General features: G+C 57.6%; 17 protein-coding genes. 8 read left to right on the forward strand and 9 right to left on the reverse strand.

The features are described 5' to 3' along the window. Positions 1 to 386: 386 nt before the first annotated feature. The gene (locus RBB44_RS04980; RefSeq protein ID WP_306149436.1) at positions 387 to 1,487 is read right to left on the reverse strand and encodes an AraC family transcriptional regulator; all 1,101 of its coding nucleotides are present in this window, start codon (positions 1,485 to 1,487) and stop codon (positions 387 to 389) included. Between the two features lie 165 nt (positions 1,488 to 1,652). Beyond that, the gene (locus tag RBB44_RS04985; protein WP_306149435.1) at positions 1,653 to 3,863 is read right to left on the reverse strand and encodes a 3-hydroxyacyl-CoA dehydrogenase NAD-binding domain-containing protein; all 2,211 of its coding nucleotides are present in this window, start codon (positions 3,861 to 3,863) and stop codon (positions 1,653 to 1,655) included. A 161-nt stretch (positions 3,864 to 4,024) separates the two neighbouring features. Here RBB44_RS04985 and RBB44_RS04990 point away from each other — a divergent pair, with 161 nt between their 5' ends. Then, positions 4,025 to 4,780: an EAL domain-containing protein gene (locus RBB44_RS04990; protein WP_306149434.1), complete on the forward strand. Its 756-nt coding sequence runs from the start codon at positions 4,025 to 4,027 to the stop codon at positions 4,778 to 4,780. 100 nt (positions 4,781 to 4,880) lie between these two features. On the opposite strand, the gene RBB44_RS04995 is transcribed toward RBB44_RS04990, so the two are convergent. The 4 genes from RBB44_RS04995 to RBB44_RS05010 form a co-directional block, all read right to left on the reverse strand. Then, complete coding sequence (locus tag RBB44_RS04995; RefSeq protein ID WP_209172948.1) at positions 4,881 to 6,089, reverse strand: acetyl-CoA C-acetyltransferase; 1,209 nt, start codon at positions 6,087 to 6,089, stop codon at positions 4,881 to 4,883. 27 nt (positions 6,090 to 6,116) lie between these two features. After that, a complete protein-coding gene (locus RBB44_RS05000) occupies positions 6,117 to 6,755 on the reverse strand; it encodes a glutathione S-transferase family protein (protein WP_306149433.1) in 639 nt (212 codons plus the stop codon). 105 nt (positions 6,756 to 6,860) lie between these two features. Next, complete coding sequence (locus tag RBB44_RS05005) at positions 6,861 to 8,657, reverse strand: acyl-CoA dehydrogenase C-terminal domain-containing protein (RefSeq protein ID WP_306149432.1); 1,797 nt, start codon at positions 8,655 to 8,657, stop codon at positions 6,861 to 6,863. Positions 8,658 to 8,999: 342 nt separating this feature from the next. Further along, complete coding sequence (locus RBB44_RS05010; protein WP_008192637.1) at positions 9,000 to 9,464, reverse strand: MerR family DNA-binding transcriptional regulator; 465 nt, start codon at positions 9,462 to 9,464, stop codon at positions 9,000 to 9,002. 571 nt (positions 9,465 to 10,035) lie between these two features. Between RBB44_RS05010 and RBB44_RS05015 the strand changes: the two genes are divergently transcribed. From RBB44_RS05015 to RBB44_RS05025, 3 genes are all read left to right on the forward strand, one after another. Continuing rightward, entirely contained in the window at positions 10,036 to 13,941 is a 3,906-nt protein-coding gene (locus RBB44_RS05015) for a peptidoglycan-binding protein (protein ID WP_306149431.1), read from the forward strand. 232 nt (positions 13,942 to 14,173) lie between these two features. Further along, positions 14,174 to 15,103, forward strand: a complete 930-nt coding sequence (locus tag RBB44_RS05020) for a sulfite exporter TauE/SafE family protein (RefSeq protein ID WP_133947901.1) — start codon at positions 14,174 to 14,176, stop codon at positions 15,101 to 15,103. After that, on the forward strand, positions 15,100 to 15,879 hold the full coding sequence (locus tag RBB44_RS05025) for a TIGR02186 family protein (protein WP_306149430.1): 780 nt from the start codon (positions 15,100 to 15,102) through the stop codon (positions 15,877 to 15,879). Before RBB44_RS05020 ends, RBB44_RS05025 begins: the two co-directional genes overlap by 4 nt. Positions 15,880 to 15,900: 21 nt before the next feature. On the opposite strand, the gene RBB44_RS05030 is transcribed toward RBB44_RS05025, so the two are convergent. Further along, positions 15,901 to 16,491, reverse strand: coding sequence for a histidine phosphatase family protein (locus tag RBB44_RS05030; RefSeq protein WP_306149429.1), 591 nt, complete (start codon positions 16,489 to 16,491; stop codon positions 15,901 to 15,903). A gap of 25 nt (positions 16,492 to 16,516) precedes the next feature. Here RBB44_RS05030 and RBB44_RS05035 point away from each other — a divergent pair, with 25 nt between their 5' ends. Beyond that, positions 16,517 to 17,650, forward strand: coding sequence for an AI-2E family transporter (locus RBB44_RS05035; protein ID WP_306149428.1), 1,134 nt, complete (start codon positions 16,517 to 16,519; stop codon positions 17,648 to 17,650). Here the strand turns inward: RBB44_RS05035 and pdeM are convergent. Further along, on the reverse strand, positions 17,647 to 18,384 hold the full coding sequence (pdeM, locus tag RBB44_RS05040) for a ligase-associated DNA damage response endonuclease PdeM (RefSeq protein WP_306149427.1): 738 nt from the start codon (positions 18,382 to 18,384) through the stop codon (positions 17,647 to 17,649). The two genes, RBB44_RS05035 and pdeM, sit on opposite strands and share 4 nt — an antisense overlap. Then, positions 18,381 to 20,882, reverse strand: coding sequence for a ligase-associated DNA damage response DEXH box helicase (locus tag RBB44_RS05045; protein WP_306149426.1), 2,502 nt, complete (start codon positions 20,880 to 20,882; stop codon positions 18,381 to 18,383). The genes pdeM and RBB44_RS05045 overlap by 4 nt, the downstream gene beginning before the upstream one ends. A 77-nt stretch (positions 20,883 to 20,959) precedes the next feature. Between RBB44_RS05045 and RBB44_RS05050 the strand changes: the two genes are divergently transcribed. From RBB44_RS05050 to RBB44_RS05060, 3 genes are all read left to right on the forward strand, one after another. After that, complete coding sequence (locus RBB44_RS05050) at positions 20,960 to 21,994, forward strand: ligase-associated DNA damage response exonuclease (RefSeq protein WP_306149425.1); 1,035 nt, start codon at positions 20,960 to 20,962, stop codon at positions 21,992 to 21,994. 31 nt (positions 21,995 to 22,025) lie between these two features. After that, positions 22,026 to 22,463, forward strand: a complete 438-nt coding sequence (locus RBB44_RS05055) for a DUF4440 domain-containing protein (protein ID WP_306149424.1) — start codon at positions 22,026 to 22,028, stop codon at positions 22,461 to 22,463. Between the two features lie 161 nt (positions 22,464 to 22,624). Continuing rightward, positions 22,625 to 23,020: a VOC family protein gene (locus RBB44_RS05060; RefSeq protein WP_306149423.1), complete on the forward strand. Its 396-nt coding sequence runs from the start codon at positions 22,625 to 22,627 to the stop codon at positions 23,018 to 23,020. Positions 23,021 to 23,136 lie beyond the last annotated feature (116 nt).

A 23,136-nucleotide genomic window follows, 5' to 3' on the forward strand; every position in this document is an offset into this window, starting at 1 on the left:
ATCGCAGCTGTGTTTTAACAGGACTGCGGAGCCCAACAGGCAATCAGGCGTAGCTGGGGATTGACGATGCACTCCGATCGGAGACGATTGGCGTCGGTCCGCACCAGTGCCGGGAGCTCCATTAGGCGTTTCCAGGTAAGGGAAAGTTTTGGCGCGGTAAGCAGGAGCCCGATCTGCTGCCGCGCTTTATTCTCCAAAATGACGAAGTCTTTCCTGAGGCACCGCGCAACGACTGACCTGTGGGCTACTCAAGGATCCGATCACCCAATTTAACTGGCATCAATGTGGCGTAGGTGCTCCACGGCGCCAATATGGCAGGCGCATAACCAATGGGTTGCGCAAGAAGTACCGATCTGCGCCCGATGCGCGCGCATTATTCAGGTTAATCAGTTCGGTTTCACAAGGGGATCCGGAGAAGCAACGGATGAAAGCGCTGTTTCCAGTTCGTCGTCTTCCTCCGTACTCCTTGTCCGGCAGGCAGCGAGTTTTTCCCGAACCTTTCTTGGGGACTCGCCAAACCATAATTTAACGGCTCGTGAAAAAGTACTGAGTTCAGAAAAGCCCAAGAGAAAAGCGATCTCCTTCATTGGAAGGTCAGTGGAGCGCAAATACCGCTCTGCTGCGGATTTTCGGATCTCTTCGTTCAATTGCCTGTATGTCGTGCCTTCCTTTGCAAGAAGGCGCTGGATTGCCCGTTGCGACATACCGATTTTCGCCGCGATCTTTGGCAACGCAGCCCCACCTTCAGACAGGCTGGCAGCGATCTCGTTTGCCAGGCGTGAGATCGGAGAGACCATCTGCCCGAATTCATCCAGTTCCTGAAGCGCTGATTTCAAAATGATCTGGTAGAGATGCGGATCCTGACGCCGCAAAGGCCTGTTGAGCAACGCCTTTGGTAAGCTGATCCGGTTCGTCGGCGCACGAAACTGGATGCGGCCCTGATACTTCTTTTGAAAGGCGGATGTCTTTTCTGGCGGGTAGGTTGCGATTTCAATGAGTATTGGCGGGACGTTCATGTCGAGCGCATGTTCCAGCTGCCGGGCTGCCCAGCCTATCCGCGCAAACATGTTTTGCCGCCACTCCCCGCGTCCCTCCAGGCTGGGCCATTCGATAAAGGCCCCGGTCTCAGTTTCTTCGAACTTGATCCGGTAGGCGTTCGTTCGGATCTGGATGAACCGGACCCAGGCCTGACACGCATCACGCAAAGACGGCGCACAGGCAAAAACGTAGTCGAATATGGAAAAGCTGCCGACATCCAGCTTGTTGAACATGTCGAACATGATCGCGTCATCATTCAGAGATTTCGCGACATATTCAAAGGTGCCATGCCAAGCCGTTATGGGAACGATACCCTGCGGATCATCCAGAGCCTGAAGGTCAAAGTTATACACTTTGGCGATATGAGCCCAGTCCAACCTGTCGTTTGGACAGACGTCCCGCAAGACACGCAGCACATCCGCGCGCGCCCACTCTCCGTCAAGCGGCATTTCCCCTCCAAGCAAACCTTAAGGTCTTTTTCTTACCTCCACTTTGCATGAGGCGGCATGTGGGATCAAGTAGCGTCGTATTTTGCAAACACGAATGTGATCGGAAAAGAAAACGCCGCTTTCCAGAAAAAGCGGCGTTGAAAGGTGCAAGAGTGCTGCTTTTTATCAGGCAGCGTCTTTGACGGCCGCTTCGCCTTTGGGCGGGAACCGGCCATAGAAGGTTTCGTTGTTTTTGGCCATTTCACGCAGCAGCTTGTTTGGCTTGAAGCGTGGTCCCCACTTGCGTGTGAACTTCTTGCACAGTTCGACAAATGCGGTCGTACCCATCATGTCGATGTAGCTGAGTGTGCCGCCAGTGTAAGGGGCAAACCCAAAGCCGAGGATCGAGCCGACATCGGCCTCGCGCACGTCGGTGAGGCAGTTTTCCTCAAAGATCCGGGCCGTTTCCAGGGCCTGCATGACCAGCAGACGCTGCTTGAGTTCTTCGATGTTAAAGCTGTCGGCAGATTTCGGTTGGCCAACGACGTCCGGAATGCCCGGCCACAGGCTCTTTTCCTTGCCGTTGTAGTCATAGAACCCCTTGCCGTTCTTGCGGCCAAAGCGTTCCCGTTTGACGACCATCTCTTCCAGGATGTTGTCGAGCGGGCCTTCAACGTATTTGACGCCGAGATCCTTGCGGGTTGCCGAGACGATCTTCCAGGCAAGGTCCAGTGCCACTTCGTCGCCGAGAGACAGCGGACCGACCGGCATGCCGGCCATCTTGCCCGCGTTTTCGATCATTGGCGCCGGAATGCCGTCCGCCAGCATCATCAGGCCTTCGCGGATATAGGTCATGACAACGCGCGACGTGTAGAAACCGCGGCTGTCGTTGACGACGATCGGGGTCTTCTTGATGGCCTTGATGTAGTCGAGTGCCATGGCAAGAGCCCGGTCGGACGTCCGTTTGCCCATGATCACTTCGACAAGCATCATCTTGTCGACAGGCGAGAAGAAGTGGATACCGATAAAGTTTTTAGGACGCTTTGAGGCTTGCGCCAAAGACGTGATCGGCAGTGTCGAGGTGTTGGACGCATAGATTGCCCGTGACTTCATCACCGCTTCGGCTTTTTCGGTCACTGTCTTCTTGATCTCGCGATCTTCAAAGACGGCCTCAATCACGAGATCACAATCGGCGAGTTCCTCGTAGTCCGCGGTCGCTTGAATGCGGGATAGAACCTTGGCTTTTTTGTCTTCCGTGGACCGGCCGCGCTTGACCGCCTTGGTCAGCAAGTCTTCGGTGTGGGCCTTGCCTTTGTCGGCAGCTTCCTGGTCGCGGTCAATCAGAACCACATTGATACCTGCTTGCGCAGTGACATAGGCAATGCCCGCTCCCATAAAGCCCGCGCCGAGGATGCCAACTTTTTTGATGTTATTGGGGCGTTGGTCGATGGGGCGGCGTGCGCCTTTGTTCAGCTCCTGCATGGAGACGAAAAGGGAGCGGATCATGTTGGCCGCTTCCGGGGTCTGGAGGACCTTCGCGAAGTAGCGGCTTTCAACCTGAAGGGCGAGATCCATCGGCAGCTGCAGGCCTTCCACGACCGCATGCAGCAGATAACGGGCGCCCGGGTAGTTGTCGAAGGTTTCGCGGCGGTAGATCGCGTTTGCAGCCGGCCAGAACTGGAAGCCCGCCGGGGAATAAACCTTGCCGTTCGGCAGCTTGAAGCCTTTCTTGTCCCACGGCTTGACCGGATCAACACCGGCTTTCAGCATTTTCTTGGCTGCGGCAACCAGCTTCTTGGACGGTGTCACTTCATCGACCAGCTTCAGCTGCTTTGCCTGAGGTGCTCGCAGCGTCTTGCCCTGCAAGAGGAACTGCATGCCCTGCTGGCCATCGGCCATGCGCATGACGCGCTGAGTGCCACCAGCACCCGGGAACAGGCCAACCTTCACTTCCGGCAGACCCATTTTCAGGTCTTCGTCGACAACCCGCGCATGACAAGCGAGCGCCAACTCTGTGCCACCGCCCATGGAAGTGCTGTTCACAGCTGCCACAAACGGCTTGCCGCAGGTTTCCAGCTTCCGGTAAACGAGAGTGAGTTTGCGGGAACCTTCAAACAGCGCCTTGGCGGCTGCTTCGGGATCTTTCGCGCGCTGCACGTGGAAGTCTTTCAAAAGGCCTTCCAGCATGGTCAGATCTGCACCACCGGAAAAGGCGTTCTTTCCAGATGTGATGACAGCGCCCTTTATGGCCTCATCGCCAACAACCTGATCAACGACTGCATCGAGTTCTTCCATGACGCTGAGGTCGATGACGTTCATTGATTTCTCCGGCATGTCCCACGTGATCAGGGCAATACCGTCTTCGTCGGTTTCGATCGTGAAGTTCTTATAATCCATCTGTTTCTCCCTAATCAGTGGAAGGTTGTTTCGTTTTTGTGCGCTCTTTCCCAATGAGAAGAGCGAATGTTCAAGCTTTTGTACCCAGGGTAAGGATTTGGAAGTCCACGCCCGTTAGTGTTCGATCCAGACATTTGCGGTACGGCCGGGAAGGGGACGCCATGTCTTGCGACGGATGCAGGGGCGGGAACGAAATCGACTTTGACTTCACGATGGCCTTTCAACCGATCGTGGACATCAATGCCCAAAAAATCTGGGGCTATGAAGCTTTGGTCCGCGGGATATCCGGCGAACCAGCTCCCACTGTTCTTTCCCGGGTGACTGATCAGACAAAGTACAGTTTCGATCAGCGATGCCGGGTTAAAGCCATCGAGTTGGCCGCACGCCTTATGCCCTCTGACTGCATCTTGTCGATCAACTTCATGCCGAACGCGGTGTATGAGCCGCGTGCCTGCATCAGAACAACTCTTGTGGCCGCCGCCCAAACCGGTTTCGACTTGCGCCGGATAAATTTCGAATTCACCGAAAGCGAACGCGTCACTGACCCGGCTCACTTGCAGGGCATCATCGCCGAATATCAGCGGCAGGGTTTCTTGACCGCGATCGACGATTTCGGCGCTGGCTACGCCGGCCTGAACCTTTTGGCGTCTTTCACTCCCGACATTGTCAAGATTGATATGGGTCTTGTCCGAGACATCGACAGTGATTTTACCAAGCGCGCTATTGTACGGGGCGTTGCCTCCATCTGCCATGACCTCGGAATTTCCATGCTCGCGGAAGGCATTGAAACCGAGGGTGAATTGCATGTCTTGAAAGACTTCGGCATCAACCTTCTGCAAGGTTACCTTTTCGCCCGGCCTGAGCTTGAGACGATGCCCAAGGTGACGTTTAGCGAAACGCTGGTCGCGGCCCAATAAGTCATAACGGTCATGTCGCCCAGATCCATTGCGGCATCCACCGTCGGATAGACGGCGGGATGAATTGCCACGCGCTGGATGGAGCCGGGCGACCATTTTATCAGACCCGCTCGATGATGGTTGCGGTGCCCATACCGGCACCGATGCAGAGTGTAACCAGCGCGGTGTTGAGGTCGCGGCGCTCCAGTTCGTCAAGAACGGTTCCGAGGATCATCGCACCGGTTGCGCCGAGCGGGTGGCCAAGTGCGATGGCACCGCCGTTGACGTTGACCGTTTCCGGATCAAGATCGAACGCTTGTTGGTAGCGCAGCACAACGGACGCAAAGGCTTCGTTGATCTCGATGAGATCAATGTCCTTCATCTCCATCTTGGCGTTTTTCAAAAGCTTCTCGGTCACGTCCACCGGGCCGGTCAGCATCAGCGCTGGTTCGGAGCCGATATTTGCGAAGGCTTTGATGCGCGCGCGCGGCTTCATGCCGATGGAGCGGCCGGCTGTCGAAGAGCCGATAAGCACTGCCGCAGCGCCATCAACGATCCCAGAGGAGTTGCCTGCATGGTGAACGTGTTTGACGTTTTCCACTTCCGGATGGGCCTGAATGCCAACCGCGTTGAAACCGCCCATGGCACCCATCATTTCAAACGACGGGTTGAGCGAGGCGAGGGACTGCATGTCCGTTTCCGGACGCATGTGCTCGTCCTTGGCCAGGATCGTGATGCCGTTGATGTCCTTGACCGGAACGACTGACTTGTCGAACTTGCCGTCTTCCCAGGACTTGCCCGCACGCTTCTGGCTTTCCACGGCATAGGCATCGCAATCGTCACGGCTAAAGCCGTATTTGGTTGCGATCAGGTCAGCGGAAACGCCCTGTGGCATGAAGTAGGAGGGAATGGCAACCTGCGGCTCGATTGGCCAGGCGCCACCAGACGCGCCAAGGCCGACACGGCTCATGCTTTCAACACCTCCGGCGATGACGAGCTTGTGCTGGCCGGACATGACCTGAGCGGAGGCCATGTTGACGGCATCAAGGCCTGAAGCACAGAACCGGTTGATCTGCATGCCCGGAACCGATGTATCGTAGTCTGCTGCAAATACGGCTGCACGGGCGATGTCACCGCCGGCTTCACCGACAGGATCGACGCAGCCGAGAACCACGTCATCAACCTTTTTCGTGTCGATACCGTTGCGGTCGCGGATTGCTTCCAGCGCGGTGGCAGCCAGGCGGACGGCTGGCACTTCGTGCAGGGCACCGTCCTTTTTGCCACGGCCGCGCGGGGTGCGCACGTGGTCGTAAATATAGGCTTCAGGCATCAAATCCTCCTCTAGATCAGGCGGGCCTCACGCGGCACTCGGCAAAGGGTGGCCGGGCATGAGGTCATAAGGATGTTTCCAGCCGGGTTGGGACTTTATGCGGTCCAGCCAGGCGGTCACGTTTTGGTATTCGTTGAGGTCAATGCCGAGTTCGCCCTCATAAAACAGATAGCTGCAGAGGGAAAAATCGGCTGTCGTCAGTTTGGAGCCGATAGCGAAATCGTTTTTCGCCAGGTGCTTGTCCAGAATGGCCAGCGCGCTTTTGGCCCGCCCATCCAGGAACTTCACAACATCGGTTTCACCGGTCTTGATCAGCGTGCGCATGAACCGCAGCGGGCCGATCATGCCGGACACTTTCTGATTGTCGAAAATGGTCCAGCGCAGGATTTCGCGGCGTTCTTCGTCAGTCTCCCAGCCGAATTTGCCGAACCTCTCAACGAGATAGTCCATGATGACTGCAGACTGGGTCAGTGTCTCATCGCTATGAACAAGTACCGGGACTTCGCCCATTTCATTCAGTGACGAGCGGAACTCTTCGCTGCGCGTTTCGCCGTTGAAGAAATCGACCCAGGACGCTTCCCAGTCGGCGCCGCACAGCTCCAGCATGAGCGCGACTTTGTAGGAATGCCCGGACTGGGCCATGCAATGAAGAACGAATTCAGCCATAACGATGTTATCTCCCTGACAAATATGCTTATGGCGGGACTATACCGCCCCAAACAGATTTTGCGCGGGTGAATGATCGGCCCGGCGATCACCGGGCCGTTCGGCTTAAAATGCCTCGGCGTTGACCGACATCATGGTGTCAGAACCTGTTGAAATCCTCGCAAGGTGCGCCGCGGTCTCAGGCATGGTCCGTTCCATGTAGAAGGTGCCGAAGGCCAACTTGTCGGAGAGCCACTGCTCCTTGCCGTTGGCACCGTTCTTCAACGTTTCTTTTGCCGTCTTGGCGATCTTTGCCCACATGTAGCCGAGTGCAACGAGGCCGAAGAGGTGCATGTAGTCGGTCGAGCCGGCCCCGGCATTGTCCGGGTTCTTCATGGCGTTGTTCATGAACCACATGGTAGCCGCTTGCAGATCATCGACGCCTTTCTTCAGCGGGCCGGTAAATGCGGCCAGGTCTTCGTTGTCCTTGTTTTCTTTCAAGAACGTGTTGACTTCATTGAAGAAGCTCATGACCGCGCGGCCGCCATTCGCCGGAAGCTTGCGGCCCACGAGATCCAGCGCCTGGATGCCGTTCGCGCCCTCGTAGATCATGGCGATACGAGCGTCGCGGACGAACTGCTCCATACCCCACTCGCCGATATAGCCGTGGCCACCATACATCTGCTGGGCATTGACCGCGTTTTCGAAGCCGATGTCGGTCAGAACACCTTTGAGCACGGGTGTCATCAGGCCCATCATGTCGTCAGAGAACTGCTTGTCCTTGTCGTCTTCAGAGCGATGGGATACGTCGCCGTGCAGCGCGGTCCAGATGACCAAGGCGCGGGCTGCTTCGTTGAATGCCCGGATGGACATCAAGGTACGGCGGACGTCCGGATGAACGATGATCGGATCGGCGGCCTTGTCCGGGCTCTTCGGCCCAGTGAGTGCGCGGCCCTGAATGCGGTCTTTCGCGTATGTCACGGCGTTCTGGTAGGCAACTTCCGACTGCGACAGACCTTGAACGGCCACACCGAGGCGGGCTTCGTTCATCATGACGAACATGGCGCGCAGGCCCTTGTTTTCTTCGCCAATGAGCCAGCCGGTCGCATCGTCATAGTTCATGACGCAGGTCGCGTTGCCGTGGATTCCCATCTTGTGTTCGATGGAGCCGCAAGACACGCCGTTGCGCGCACCGCTTGAGCCATCCTCGGCAATTTCGTTCCGCGGAACGACAAACAGCGAAATGCCTTTGTTGCCTTCCGGGGCACCTTCGATGCGGGCCAGAACCAGGTGAATGATGTTGTCCGACATTTCGTGTTCACCGGCCGAGATGAAGATCTTGGTGCCGGAAATCTTGTAGGAACCGTCGGATTGCGGGACGGCTTTGGTGCGGATGAGGCCGAGATCCGTGCCGCAATGAGGCTCGGTAAGGTTCATCGTGCCGGTCCATTTGCCGGCGATCATGTTCGGCAGATAAGTCTGCTTCTGCTCATCCGTTCCATGGATGGTCAGCGCAGCAATCGCACCTGCGGTCAGGCCCGGATACATAGAAAAGGCCATGTTGGCGGAGGAGGCGAACTCGTTGAAGATCGTTGCCAGCGTGTGCGGCAATCCTTGTCCGCCGTAATCCGCATCAGCGGAGAGGGTGCCCCAACCGCCTTCGCAAAAAGCGTCATAAGCTTCCTTGAAGCCTTTCGGAACGGAGACCGTGCCGTCGTCGTTCCGGGTGCAACCTTCCTGATCGCCAGACTGGTTGATTGGCTGGAGGACTTCCTCAGTAAACTTGGCGCCTTCCTTCAGGATGGCTTCTACCAGGTCCAATGGAGCGTCGGAAAAACCCGGCAGGTTGGAATAGCGCTCGTATCCGAACACGTCTTTCAAAAGGAAAAGGGTATCATCAACCGGTGCGGAGTATGTCGGCATGGAAATCCTCCCAGATTTGCCGTCAGATGTTTTTGCATGACGTTTCCGTAAACGTCACCTTGGGCATCTATATACGCGCGAAATTCTAGGGCGACAAGGGGTGTCGTTACGGAAGTATAGCTCAAAAAACGCGCTGAAAGGCATCAAAAGTGAGATTTTTGTGGTGGTGCACGCACTGAACCAGTGCGTGACGCTACGTTTTTCAGCCAATTAAATGAAGGTCGAAAATGCACTTAATGCGATTAAAAATTGTGTGAGCATACTTAAATTGCATGAAAAAAGCCCGGCATTCCATTGAGAATGCCGGGCTTGATCTGCCGGTAGGAAAGACGGTTGGCCAAATCAGGCTTCTTCAGCTTCCTTTTGCTTCAGCATGCCAGAAACGATCTCGACGGTACGTGAGAGCTCTTCAATGGCTGTTTCGATGTCCTTGCGCTGATTTTCAAGAACCGCGATCTGCTCGTTGAAGCGGGAGAGTGCGACCCGCAGCTGCGTGACCTGTCCATCGCGCAGGTCATAAAGGTCCAGCATGTCCCGAATTTCAGAGAGTGAAAAGCCAACCTGCTTGCCCATAAGAACCAGTTTCAGGCGTGCCCGGTCGCGGCGGTTATAAACCCGATTCATGCCATCGCGCTTCGGATTGATCAGGCCCTTGTCTTCATAAAAGCGCAGTGTCCGCAGCGTGCAGCCAAATTCCTTCGCCAGATCGCCGATCGTGAATTGCGTCTTCTTGCTGCCGTCGTCTGAGGCTGCAACCACATCGACCAGCTCATCGTTGTTGTTCAAAATCGAAAGCGCTTCGCTCATTTTGCTTGTTCTCTTGATTTGCTCCGCTGCCAGCGGGCTGCCGTTTCAACTTGAAAAGACCCAGTGCAGACCGCGAGTTCACTCGCATAAAGGACTGTCGTGCGCGTATTCCGGCGCGGGTTCTGCTTGAATTCTTGTGCACTGTTTAGCTTACGTTTGCGTCACCGTCTAGTCCGGGCCACCACGTGCTGTCAGAATCGCTGACGGCAAAGCGCTCGATTCGACACTGTTTGTGCATATCCTGAATGATCTGCCGCCGTTCAGAGCGCGGAATCGCATTTGGCAATGCGAGTTAACTGCCTGTTTACCCTAAGTCGACAAAGTCTTGGAAAATGCTGGCCCGCTTTCCGGCCTGCGTCGGACACTGTTCTGAAGCCAGCTCCTTTAAGTGGTCTCAAGACCAACAGCCCAGGGTCAGGATATGCCGGCTAGAAACAAACACCAGGCAGGACGCCGCGGCCGAGATGTGTATGACAGTCTAGATCGGAACGATTTGCCTCACCGCGAACCCGCGCGCGCCCGGATTGAAAGACTCACCCGAACAGCAACTGCTCTCGGCGGATATGATCGCATGTATTCTGGCGAACGCGGGCCGGAAGGGGATCTGGATGCCGTGGCCGATGAGCTGGACCGTCTTCTGTCCGAACAAGCCGAGCGGGAAGTACCACAACGCAGGCGTGGGCGTTCGTCCCGTTCAGCTCCACGCCGGGGCCGGGAGCGTGCGCCTGAAGCAGGCATCGATGATGTTATGGGAGCGTTGGACCGTCTCGACCGGCAGGTCCAAGGGCTCGCCGGTGACGAAGACTATGCAGACGACTATGAGCGCGCGCCGTCCCGCAGCCACCGCCCTGGCCGGTATGCCATCGATGCTTTGAACGAGTCTGATCCTTACGGGGATGATGACGTCTATTATGACGATGATCCATATGCGGATTATGGCGACGAAGATGATGCTTATTATCAGCGGGCACCACGCCGCAGTTCGATCGCCAGCCGGAATGCGTCCATGCACGCCTACAAGGATCTGGGACGCCGCATTGATGCGCTGAGAAAACCGCAAGAACAAGCGCTGGCGCATGTTCGCGAAGAGCTTGGGTCTTTGCGCGACGCACTCGGCGGAATTGCACGCGGAACCAATGAGACCGTCAGCCGTCAGAATGCCGAGTTGCGCCGGTTGGCTGACATGGTGGACCGGCTGCGCAATGATAAAAAGAACGATCAGCTTGCAAAAGAGATCCGCAAGGAAGTTGCCGAGCTGAAATCTCTTGTCGGACGGACCAATGTGGAAGGCGCTCTTCAGACGCTCGAACACGGCTACGCGCACATTTTGCAGCGGCTTGACGAATTGTCCCGAGCTTCTGTCGACCCGCGCGTCCTGCGCAGCGTTACCGTTCGGTTGAATGAGATAGAAGACGCCTTTGCAGCCCTGCCGCGTTCTGAGCACATGATGGTCCTGGAGGACCGGGTCGTCTCGATTGCCGAACGTATGGAAGAACTGCTTCAGCGCAAGGATCATGCTGAGATCGAACCCTTGCGCGCCGAGCTGCGCGAAGTGCGCGGGTTTGTGCAACAGATCGATGTGAAGGGTCTGGTTGAAAGCATCGACGACCGGATGAAGTTCGTCTCCAACCGCCTGGACGATCTGGAAACGCTGGCAAAAGAACAGCGCGGCCTCGACAATCGGCTGTCCGCAATGGAACAGCGGATGCCGGAGCCGGAAACGATCACAAGGCTTCAGGGTCGGCTTGAAGACATCGTCGGCATGATGGCCGACGACCGGTCGGCGCCTGCAGATCAGGAGCATCTTGCGCAACTGGATCACCGCCTCAACGACATCGTTGACCGTCTTGAGCGGATGGAGCAGGCCAAACCAATCCAATCGGGCGATCCAAGTGCATTCGACGCCTTGGGAAAACGGCTTGAAGCGATTTCAACAAAGATCGATGCGATTGAAAAACGGGCGGTCCGCCCGGTCATTGCACCTGTGGCAGCGGCACAAAGCGCTTCCGGTGCGGACACCGAGTTTTTTGCGCAGATCCAGGATCGCTTGAACGATCTGACTACCCGGCTCGATCAACCGAAAGATACAGTTACGACGTCGGATCTCGACAAGCTGCGTTCGGAGATCACGGCGATGCGCGAACGGGTTGCGCAGCCAGCGTCGACCGATGCGCTCGAGCAACGGATCTCCGATCTCGCACAGCTTGTGACCACAAGTGGCGGCAAGGTTGATGACAAGGGGCTTGAAGTTCTGGGCGCCAAGGTCGCAGCTTTGGCCGAGCAGATTGAGACATCATCGTCGAACGCTCAGAATTCGGATCAGATATCTTCTGTTCTTGAACGGATTGAGGCAGGGCTCGCCGAAACACGCTCTGATGTGGCCGGCATTGCGCGCAAGGCTGCCCAGGAAGCTGTCGCCAATGCTCCAAAAGCCAAAAACAGCGAGTATGACGCCGCGATCTCGTCGCTTCAGAACGACCTCAAGCGTCTCTTGGATGCTGCCGAAGGCAGCGAAGAGCGGACCCGCAACACCTTTGACGGCGTAAAATCCGTCCTTGGGTCCATCACCGAGCGTTTGGACACGCTGGAGCGTGTTGAGCCTGCACCGAAGCAAACGTCCGATCCAGCGCCAGAAGCGGCGGGCGGTTTGTTCTCGCCGATTAAGGTTGCCGAGCGTCCGCCACTCTTTGCGAAGGCCCAGCCGGACGTTGCTCAGAGCAAGGCTCAGGCTGAGCCGGCTCCGCTGCCCGTTGAAGACACGCCGGAACCCCCGAGGGACCGCAAAGCCGACTTTATTGCTGCTGCCCGCCGGGCCGCACAGGCTGCATCTGCTGAAGCGGCTCAGCTTGAGAAGAAGAAACCGGCCAAGGAAGAGGCAGAGAGCGCAGACGAAGAACGTGGAAAGGCGCGAGTCGGCTGGCTTCGCAATGTGTTGAAGCGGTCTCCGGCCGAGAAAGAAGAAACCGTTGACGAAGCGCTTGAGCTGAAAACGGCTGATATCAATCCGGCCGAAGTCGAACAGAGCGAAGAACAGACGACTGTACTGGCAGGTGACCGGGTTGCCCCCGAACCTGCCCAGGCTTCCGGGGGGCGCCGCCGGGCGATCCTTTACACTGCAGCAGCTGTCGTCCTGCTGATGGCCGGTTTCTACGTCACACGCGGCGCATTGTCGCCGTCTGATACGTCGCCGCAAGTAGCTGCAGTTCCTCAAGACGAGGCCGTTGTAGGCGAGGCTGCACAGGCAAGTCCCGCTGAGGAAACAGCTTCGAGTATTGCTGCTTCTGAGCCTGAAACGGTTTCCGAAGGCCAAGGGGCGTCAGACAGTCCACAGCCAATCGCCGCAAGCGATCCGATGCCCGCGATCGAAGGCTCTGTTGCGCTGGCACCGCCTGCAACAACCCAGCCGCCCGTGGCAGCTGCAGACCCGGTGCCGACACCTGCGGCCGCGTCCCAATCACTGGAAGCCGAGCCTGGTGTGGCGTTTGCACCGCCAAGCGGCGTTGAAAACAGCTTCGGCGCAGCGCCTGCGGGTGTGTCATCTGGGTTCACAGCTGCTGGAGCATCTGAACCGGCTGCTGGCGAAGCGGGCGCAGCATTGCTGGCCAGCCTGCCACCGGAAGGCGTCGGGCCTATGGCACTGCGAAGCGCTGCTGCCAGTGGGGACGCGGCTGCAGAATTCCTGATCGGTGTCAAATACACTGAAGGCGATGGTGTTGCTGCCGATCTGGCAAAGGCGGCTGCCTGGTATCAAAAGGCTGCGGACAAAGGACTTGCCCCAGCGCAATACCGGCTTGCCAGCCTCTACGAAAAGGGCCGCGGGGTCCAAAAGGATCTGCCGAAGGCAAAGGCCTGGTACACACAATCCGCGGAAGCGGGCAATGCCAAGGCGATGCACAACCTTGCAGTCCTTTTTGCTGAAGGCGGCGGCGGACAGCCCGATTATGCATCGGCGGCCAAGTGGTTTGAAGACGCTGCCAACTATGGCGTCAAAGACAGTCTGTTTAATCTCGGTATCCTTTATGCCGGTGGCATCGGCGTCGATAAGGATCTGATTGCCAGCTACAAGTGGTTTGCGATTGCTGCCGACCAAGGTGATCCGGAGGCTGCCAAGCGGCGCGACGATGTTGCCAACATGATGGATCAGGAAACCTTGGCGAGTGCCCGCCTGGCTGTTGAAGGCTTCAAACTGAAAACACCGGATCCGGCCGCAAACAAGGTGACGCTCCAGCCAAGCTGGACCGAAGGGTCTGCCCTTCCGGCGAGCAATGCGTCCGTGACCGCCGTCGACAACTCGGCGATGATCCGCGAGGCGCAGGACAAACTCAACTATCTGGGTTTTGACACCGGTACACCGGACGGTCAGATGGGCCCGCGCACACGCAGCGCGATCCGGGCTTTCCAGCGCAGCCTCGGCCTGCCGGAGACGGGTCAAGTGGACAGCCGGTTGATGGATGAGCTGAAAAGCCAGGCCATCTGACAAACCGCCTTGGATAGAACCCAATGAAGTTCGAAATGAGCCGGAGACGCAAAGCGTTTCCGGCTTTTGTGTTTCGCGGTTTGCGGATAACTGGCACTAATCGCTCAGGGTAAGTGATAAGTCCAGTTGTGCGGAATTAAATTGCTGAGTTGACAGAGCAGCTGCCACAGGTTTTTAACCATTATACATGTAAGTTTATGCAGTCTTGTCTGCAGTTTTCCGGCGAAGCCCTGTGCAATTATACCTTCCGATAGCCGAGATACCGGTCAATATCTTCGTGATATTTGGCATGGGCGGGGCTGTGGGGTTCTTGTCCGGATTGTTTGGCATTGGCGGCGGTTTCCTTTTGACCCCGCTTCTGATTTTTTCCGGGATCCCGCCAGCGGTCTCTGTCGCGACGGTCACAACACAGGTCGTTGCGTCCTCCGCCTCTGCAGTTGTCACCTATTGGCGGCGCAAGGCAATTGACCTGAAGCTGGCCAGCGTGCTGCTTGCCGGCGGTATTTCCGGGTCACTGCTCGGCGTTATTCTTTTCGATGTTTTGCAGGCGATCGGCCAGCTCGATGTTGTGATCTCCCTGTCTTATGTGACGTTTTTGGGGACAATCGGCGGACTGATGCTGGTGGAGTCAGTGCGGGCCATGCGGCGCCGCCGGTCGGGGGAACCGCCTCGGGCGCGAAAACCCGGTCAGCACAACTGGGTGCATGGGCTGCCGTTAAAGGTCCGGTTCCGGAGATCCAAGCTGTATGTCAGCGTGATACCTGTCGTCGGACTGGGCGCGGCCATCGGCTTTCTTGGCACCGTCCTTGGCATCGGCGGCGGCTTCATGATGGTACCGGCGCTGATTTATCTGTTGCGCGTTCCAACGAGCATCGTGATCGGGACATCCCTGTTCCAGATCCTCTTCACCATGGCGGCAGCGACGATCTTCCATGCCATGGGCACCAAGACCGTCGACATCGTTTTGGCGATGACACTCATGGTCGGTGGTGTGATCGGCGCGCAATTTGGTGCACGAATGGGTCAGAACTTGCGCGGTGATCAGCTGCGCCTGCTCTTGGCGTTGCTGGTTTTGGGGGTTGGCTTGCGCTTCGCGGTCGATCTCCTGCTGGTCCCCGAAGACCTCTACTCCATCGCGATCCAGAAGGGGGCCGGGTTATGATCCGCGCGGCCACCATCGCTGCGATGACACTGCTCTTCGGCACGCTCGAAGGCTTTGCGAAAAGCGATGAGAGCCTGGTGACGGAGTTGTCGTCACAAACGGTTTCGATCCAGTCCAACTTCACCGGCACAGAGATCGTCATTTTCGGACAGGCCCAAGAGATCCAGTACCGCCCGGATACGGATCTCGACTACGATCTGGTCATTGTCGTCGAAGGGCCTCCACAAGACATCACGACTCGCCGCAAGGGGCGTTTGCTTGGTGTCTGGGTCAACCGGGAAGCGGAAACCTTCAGCAACGTTCCGTCGTTTTATGCAGTGGCAAGTACAGCGGACATTTCTGAAATTGCAGGCAGAGCTCTGCTGGACGAACACGCCATTGGCTTGAACCATATCAATTTGGCCGTGTCGGGCGAGTCGAATGTGTCTCTCTCCGACCGGGATGATTTCCGCAGGGCCTTCGTTCGCCTGCGTCAGGATATGGGGCTCTATTCTGAGCGGGAGACATCCATAACGTTTTTGACCGAAACAATGTTCCGGACCAACATTCCGTTGCCCGCCAACATTCCTGTTGGGGACTACGTCGTCAAAAGCTTCCTCTTTCACGAAGGCGACCTGATCGCCAACACCAACGATCACCTACGTGTCGCAAAGACCGGCTTTGAGCAGATCACCTTCGAATTGGCGCGGGAGCATTCGTTCGTGTACGGCGTGCTTGCGGTCATTCTCGCGATCTTTACCGGTTGGCTCGCCGGCGTGATCTTCCGCAAGGATTGATCGGAGCAATACCGCTTTCTCTTAGATCCTCAAACGCCCGATCACTTCGATTTCGCCGTTATTAATCTCAACGACAATGCCTTCGCCAGACTGCGGAAAGATATCAGTCAGCGCGGTGATGTTGACCTGATGTGTGATGATGACCAGGGCACCATCACCTGGCCATTGCTCTAGTATGCGCTGACCTGCTCGGGTCTGCTCAGGCCCGGCGGAGCGGTTCTGAAAAAACGAGTTGAAGACCGGCTCTTCCTCGACTTGCCCCGGAAATGCGAGCTCCGCTGTTTCGACGCACCGACACCATTGCGACGTCAACACGCGTCCGACCTTGATGCCCTTGTCCTGAAACGCCTGCCCAATCGCACGGGAGTCTGCGCGGCCCTGGTCATTCAGGTTCCGCTGAGTGGAGCAATCGCCAAGCGTGAAGTTGGCCGGATCTCCGGTTCCGGGCGCCAATGCGTGGCGGAAGAGAACAATGCCGCCGTTTTCCAGCGCCTGCCACGCAGCGTCATCTGCGCGCGCATGTGGCATTGCCAGGAGCATTGCCCAAGCAAAAACCAATGCCAGGGCAATACGTTGAAGCGAGAAACGGGGTCCAATTGGTGTGAATGTCATGTAGGCTGCCGTTGCGAGAGTTCGTATGAGATTCGCCACTTACTACGGCAGGGGCAGCATGACCGATCAGTCTCAATCAGAACCATCCGGTTCTTCTCAATCCAAGCCGGAACCCACCGTTGATGCCCGGGTGATCGACATCGCTATCCGGCTGGGTGTCCTCGGCGTGTTTGCTTATTTTTCCCTACAGCTCGTAGCGCCGTTTTTTGCGTTTCTGCTTTGGGCAGTCGTGCTGACAGTTGCGCTTTATCCGGCCTATGCCTGGCTAACGGCCAAGCTCGGCGGGCGGAAGGTGCTGTCCGCAACCATTCTGACTCTCATCGGCTTAGGCATTGTGATCGGACCGGTGGCGGTGCTGGTGGTCAGTCTCGTCGAAACGCTTCAACGGCTCTACGAGGGTGTGACGTCAGGTGCCATTGCTGTGCCGCCTTTGCCGCCAAAACTGGCAGAGCTGCCCATGGTTGGCGAAAAGATTGCGGAGTTCTGGCAGCTCGCGAGCCGGAGCCTGGAGCAGTTTCTCACAAAGATCGGCCCGATGGTGGCGCCGGCCGGCACAAAGATTCTCTCTGTTCTGGCATCCTTGAGCGGCAGCGTTCTCTTTTTCATTGTGTCGATCATCCTGTCCGGATGCCTATTCGTGCCGGGGCCGGCGCTGGCCTCCGGAGCAAAACGGTTCGCCGACCGGATCATCGCGCCGCGCGGTGGCGAATTCGTTGATCTGGCAGGGGCCACCATTCGGAACGTCTCCCGAGGTGTGATCGGCGTCGCGGTCATTCAGGGGCTGCTGACGGGTGTTATCCTGATCGCCTTTGCGGTGCCTTTGGCCGGACTGCTCACCTTTGCGGCGCTGATCCTCTGCATCATCCAGATCGGCCCGGCTCTGGTAATCCTGCCGACAATCATCTGGGCCTGGAGTTCATGGGAGTTGTTGCCAGCGCTTCTCTTCACCGTCTTGATCGTTCCGGTCATGCTGGTCGACAATGTGCTGCGGCCGATCCTGATGTCCCGCGGCCTTGATGTGCCGATGCTGGTGATCCTGATCGGCGTTCTCGGCGGTACACTGGCCTACGGCCTCATCGGCCTGTTCCTTGGTCCGGTGATCCTGTCGGTTTTCTATGAGCTGGTCATTGCCTGGGTAAAAGCGGGGGAGGAGGCTTAATCCCCGACGAGCCGTGTGGCCGTGAAGGGGAACAGGCGGTCGTTGCCGAGCATGAACACCGAGTATTTCCGGCGCTGGAAGATCATGCTGAACGCCTCGTGGGTGACGTTGAGCCCACCGGTGAGAGCCCCAAAGGCCGGCAAAACCAGACGGCTGCCATCGGTTACAAAACACGCGCGGCGGATGGAACGGCCGAACCGGCGGACGCGGGCAGCCGGATGAAGGTGCCCGCAAACCTCTCCAAGCGCCACCGTGGCGCCAATCTTCTCAACCGGCTCATGGCGGAAGGTGAGGGGGCCGATCTGAATTTCATCGACGGTCTCGCCGCACAAGCGCACGGGCGCCACCGGGTCGTGGTTGCCGGTCACCCAGATCCATTCCCGATTCAGCTGCAAGGTTGTGAGCATTGCCCGGTAGGGCGCGGGCAGGCGGTCAGAACCGTCCGCATCGTGAAAACTGTCACCGAGGCAAATGACCCGCGCAGGGTCGAAGGCATCCATGACGGCGGCCAGCTTCTCCAGCGTGGTTGCCGTATCATAGGGCGGCAGCATGATGCCACGGCGGGCAAAACTGGAGCCCTTTTCAAGGTGAAGATCCGCAACGATAAGCGTTGCTTCGTCCGGCCACCACAGTACACCGCTGTCATGAAGGCCGACCAGCTGACCATTGATCTGAATGTCATGACACACGGGCGCGGCAGTATATTTGCGCAGGTGTGACGTGAGTGCACTCATTCCATGGCCTCCAGCAGCAGTTCCGACGCGGCCTCCTCCAAAAGGGAATCCATTGCCTCGCCGTAGACAGGTTCCTTACCGATTTCAAGAAGGACCGGCACGGCGAGTGGAGACACGTGCTCCAAAGCAGTATGCGTGATTCGTCCGCGAATTCTGGCGAGAAGATCGCCCAATCTAGAGATATCCAAAAGTCCTTCGGCGGCATCGTTCCAGGTTGCCTGCAGCAGGATGTGATCCGGTTCGTGACTTCGAAGAACATCGTAGATGAGATCCGTCGAAACGGTTACTTGCCGGCCGGACTTCTCCTGACCCGGATGGCGGCGTTCAATCAAACCGGCAATCACGGCGCAATTGCGGAATGTCCGCTTCATCAGGCTGGACTCAGCGAGCCAGGCATCAAGGTCATCCCCAAGGATGTCTTGATCAAAAAGCTCCTGTAGCGGGATCTTTCCGGAGGAAAACAGAAGTGACAGATCGCCAAGCCCCCAGATGGCCAGGGCGTAGTCGTTGGCGACAAACCCCATTGGCCGGGCGCCCATCCGCTCCAGACGTTTGGTGAGCAGCATGCCAAGTGTTTGGTGCGCGAGCCGTCCCTCGAACGGATAACAGATCAGGTAATGCTTGTTGGACCTTGGGAAGGTTTCCACCAGAAGACCGTCGCGGCTTGGCAGGACGGACTTGTCCTGTTGGATTTCAAGCCAGTCACGGACTTGACCGGGCAAGGCATTCCAGGTGTCGGGAGCTGCAAGCATCGCACGTACGCTCTCCGCCAGATAGGTGGAGAGCGGGAACTTCCCGCCCATATAGGATGGGATCATCGGATTGTCGGTCTGCGCGCGGGAGACATAAGACTCATTCTCACGAAGGCCTTCGAACCTTAGGACTTCCCCGCCGAAGATGAAGGTATCGCCCGGAGCCATTTGCTCGATGAAATACTCTTCGATCTCGCCAAGCACCCGTCCGCCACGGCCAATTGGTGTCCGGCGCCCGGCCGCCTTTGATTTGACGAGCCGCACTTTCAGCATTGGTGCTTCGACGATCGTGCCGACATTCAACCGGTATTGCTGGGCAATCTTCGAGTGGGCGATCCGCCAAAGACCATCCTTGCCTTTCCGAAGCTTTGCGTACTGCTCATAAGATTTCAGCGCATAGCCGCCGGTCGCAACGAAATCGAGGACCTTTTCAAAGGTTTCCCACTCCAGCCAGCGGTAGGTCTCCGACGAGCGGATTTCATCAAACGCCTGTGCCGGATCAAGGGGATCGGCGCAGGCCAAGCCAAGCAGGTGCTGGGCCATAACATCCAGCGCGCCTTTTCGGAGCGGCGGTGTGTCCTGGTCGCCTTTTTTGGAAGCTGCGAGTGCGGCCTGGCACTCCAGAACCTCGAACCGGTTGGCTGGGATCAGGACCGCCTTAGACGGCTCGTCCATGCGGTGGTTGGCCCGGCCGATCCGTTGGGCAAGGCGGCTGGCGCCCTTGGGTGCGCCGATGTTGATCACCAGATCGATGTCGCCCCAGTCGATCCCCATGTCGAGAGAGGAGGTGGCAACCACCGCTCTGAGCTGGCCGGAGGCCATAGCCGCCTCGACCTTGCGCCGCTGGCCGACATCCAAGGATCCATGATGAAGAGCAATGGGCAGCGTGTCTTCGTTTATCCGCCAAAGCTCCTGAAAGACGGCTTCCGCCTGGCTGCGGGTGTTGACGAAGAGCAAAGAGACGCTGTGCTGTTTGATCAGCTGATAGATGTCGCCCATGGCATAGCGGCACGAGTGACCCGACCAGGGCAGGCGTTCTTCCGATTCCAAAATGGAGATATCCGGCTCAGCCCCGCCCTGGACCTCCACCAAGGAGGACAGGGCCCGGGTGCCGTCAAGCGGCTGTCCGACCAGATAAGCGCGCAGGTCATCGGGTTCTGCGACGGTCGCCGAAAGACCAATCGTCCGCATCTCAGGCGCCAGTTGCCGCAGGCGTGCAAGGCCAAGCGCCAAGAGATCGCCGCGCTTGGACGTCACGAGCGCGTGGAGTTCGTCGAGGATGATCGTCCTCAGCGATGAGAACAGCTTTTCAGAAGCTGGATCTGACAAGAGCAGCGCGATCTGCTCCGGCGTGGTCAGCAGGATATCCGGCGGGTTTGTCTTTTGGCGCTGCCGCTTGTGGGACGGGGTGTCGCCGGTCCGGGTCTCAATGCGAAACGGCAGACCCATCTCTGTGACCGGTGCTTCCAGGTTCCGGGCGATATCAACGGCAAGTGCTTTCAGCGGAGAGATGTAGAGCGTATGGATACCGCCTGCCTGACCGGGTTTGCGCTTGCCGCGGTCTTCCAGTTCCACAAGGCTTGGCAGAAACCCGGCAAGCGTCTTGCCCGCACCTGTCGGGGCAATCAGCAATGTGCTTTGTCCACGGCGCAGATGTTCGACCAGTTGCATCTGGTGCGCGCGCGGGCTCCAGCCGCGGGATGAAAACCAGTTCTGAAATTTGTTAGGAAGAAGCGCTGCGTCCATATCGACCGTTTTAGGGAGTGTCGCATGAAATTGCGAGGGCGCTGGTCTTTCAAAATACGCGGCCTATAGTCCCGTTCATGAGCGAGCTCCTGACCCTTACCCCTGAAGGCCTCTATTGCCCGGAGGCGAAGGCCCATATCGATCCGGTCCGTCCGGTCGAAAAGGCGATTATCACACATGGTCATGCCGATCATGCACGGGCCGGGCATGGTGCGGTGCTCGCAACCGGACAAACCCTGGACATTATGGCGATCCGCTATGGCAGCGACTTTTGCGGTCAGGCACAGGCCATCGGATATGGCGAGCAACTCACCGTCGGGGGCGTCAACGTTTCGATGCACCCGGCAGGCCACGTGCTCGGGTCAGCACAGGTGCTGTTATCTGCACAGGGGGAGCGCACGGTGGTGTCCGGTGATTATAAACGGCAGGCGGATCTGACATGCGCGCCGTTCGAGCTGGTGCCATGCGATACATTCGTAACTGAAGCCACCTTTGGCTTGCCGGTTTTCCGCCATCCACCTGCACAACAGGAAGTCGCCAAGCTTCTGACGTCTCTGGAACTGTTTTCATGCCAGACCCATCTGGTCGGGGCTTACGCCCTCGGAAAAGCCCAACGGGTGATCGCGGAACTCCGAGCAGCTGGATATTCAAAGACCATCTATCTGCATGGCGCGCTGGAAAAGCTTTGCGCCTATTACAAAACCCAGGGTGTGGATCTTGGGCCCTTGGAACTTGTCGGACGCCGCGGCAAGGAGCTGCAAGGCGAAATTGTCATGTGCCCACCGGGGCAGTTGAGTGATCGCTGGTCCCGGCGGTTTGGCGATCCGGTTGCCGCGATGGCGTCAGGCTGGATGCGGGTGCGTGCAAGAGCACGCCAGCGAGGGGCGGAGCTGCCTTTGATCCTGTCGGACCATGCGGACTGGGACGATCTCTGCCGGACCATCTTGGAAACAGGCGCCGAGCGGATCTGGGTGACGCACGGAGCGGAAGAAGCTCTTGTGCATTGGTGCGAATTGAATGGACGAAAGGCCCGTCCCCTCAATATGATAGGCTATGATGACGGCGAGGGGGCAGACGATACCCAACTGGATGCAGTTGCGGATGCCTCCTGATCCGTAAAGGGCCGGAGTGCAGGAGGCAGGCATGGCAGACAATAGCGACTTCCATCAGGCCGGCGACGAAGACGGCACGAGCCAAAACGGCAATGGTGAAGCCGAAGAGGCCATCGCACAGCTGTTCGATGACTATCAGGCCGGGTTCAACGATTACGACATGGAACGGATCTGCGACTGTTTCGCGTTGCCGGCTATCATCTGGCAGCATGAAAAGGGCCATGTCTTCAACGATGACGAAGAACTTATCGAGAACATCGAAGCGCTCTTGAAAGCTCTTGAAAAAGAAGGTGTCAGCCATTCCGACTTCCAGGTGGTCTCCAGCCATGTCAGCGGACCGACGGCGCTCGTGACCCTCGACTGGTCGCAGGAGAGCGCTGACGGCGAGGCCGTTTTTGAATTCACGTGCCACTACCAGCTGATCCAGGACGGCCAGGACTGGATGATTGCCGGGATCGTCAACGAATAACCCCGCGCACCACTTCGCAGTCGATGGATACAGGTTCGCGGTCCCAGCCTTGAGCGGGGACCAAACAGTGTCCATTACCTGATTGATTGACCAAGAGGCCCCGGCGCGAAGGCTGGGGTAGCAAGCGCTGCGCACAACAGCGCGCAGATAGAAAGACTAATATGGCAAAGATGATCCACTCGATGATCCGGGTGAGCGATGAAACTCGGTCGGTCGATTTCTATGAAAGAGCCTTTGGACTGAAGGTCGCAGGGCGCTATCCGTTCGACGGGTTTACCCTGATTTACCTTGCGAACGCAGAGACTGGCTTCGAACTTGAACTCACCACCAATGCATCCCGCACAGAGCCTTATGACCATGGCGACGCCTACGGGCATCTGGCCTTTTCGGTCGAGGATATTGACGCCGAACACCAGCGTCTTGCCGGACTTGGATTGACGGTCGGTGACGTTAAGGACTTTGCATTTGAGGGCGAGCCCTTCGCGCGGTTCTTTTTCCTTGGAGATCCGGACGGCTACAAGATCGAAGTCCTGCAGCGCTTCGGCCGGTTTCAGTAGGGCCTGGGGTCGGAACCTGCAGCGGTTTTGTTGCGTATCAAGGCCCGTCAAATACAACCTTTAAAACCTATCATAGGTAGTGGCAGAGTGTCGGAATAAGATCAACTCCTGGAAAG

The sequence above is a fragment of the Roseibium sp. MMSF_3247 genome (genome assembly GCF_030733765.1).
Lineage (GTDB): Bacteria > Pseudomonadota > Alphaproteobacteria > Rhizobiales > Stappiaceae > Roseibium.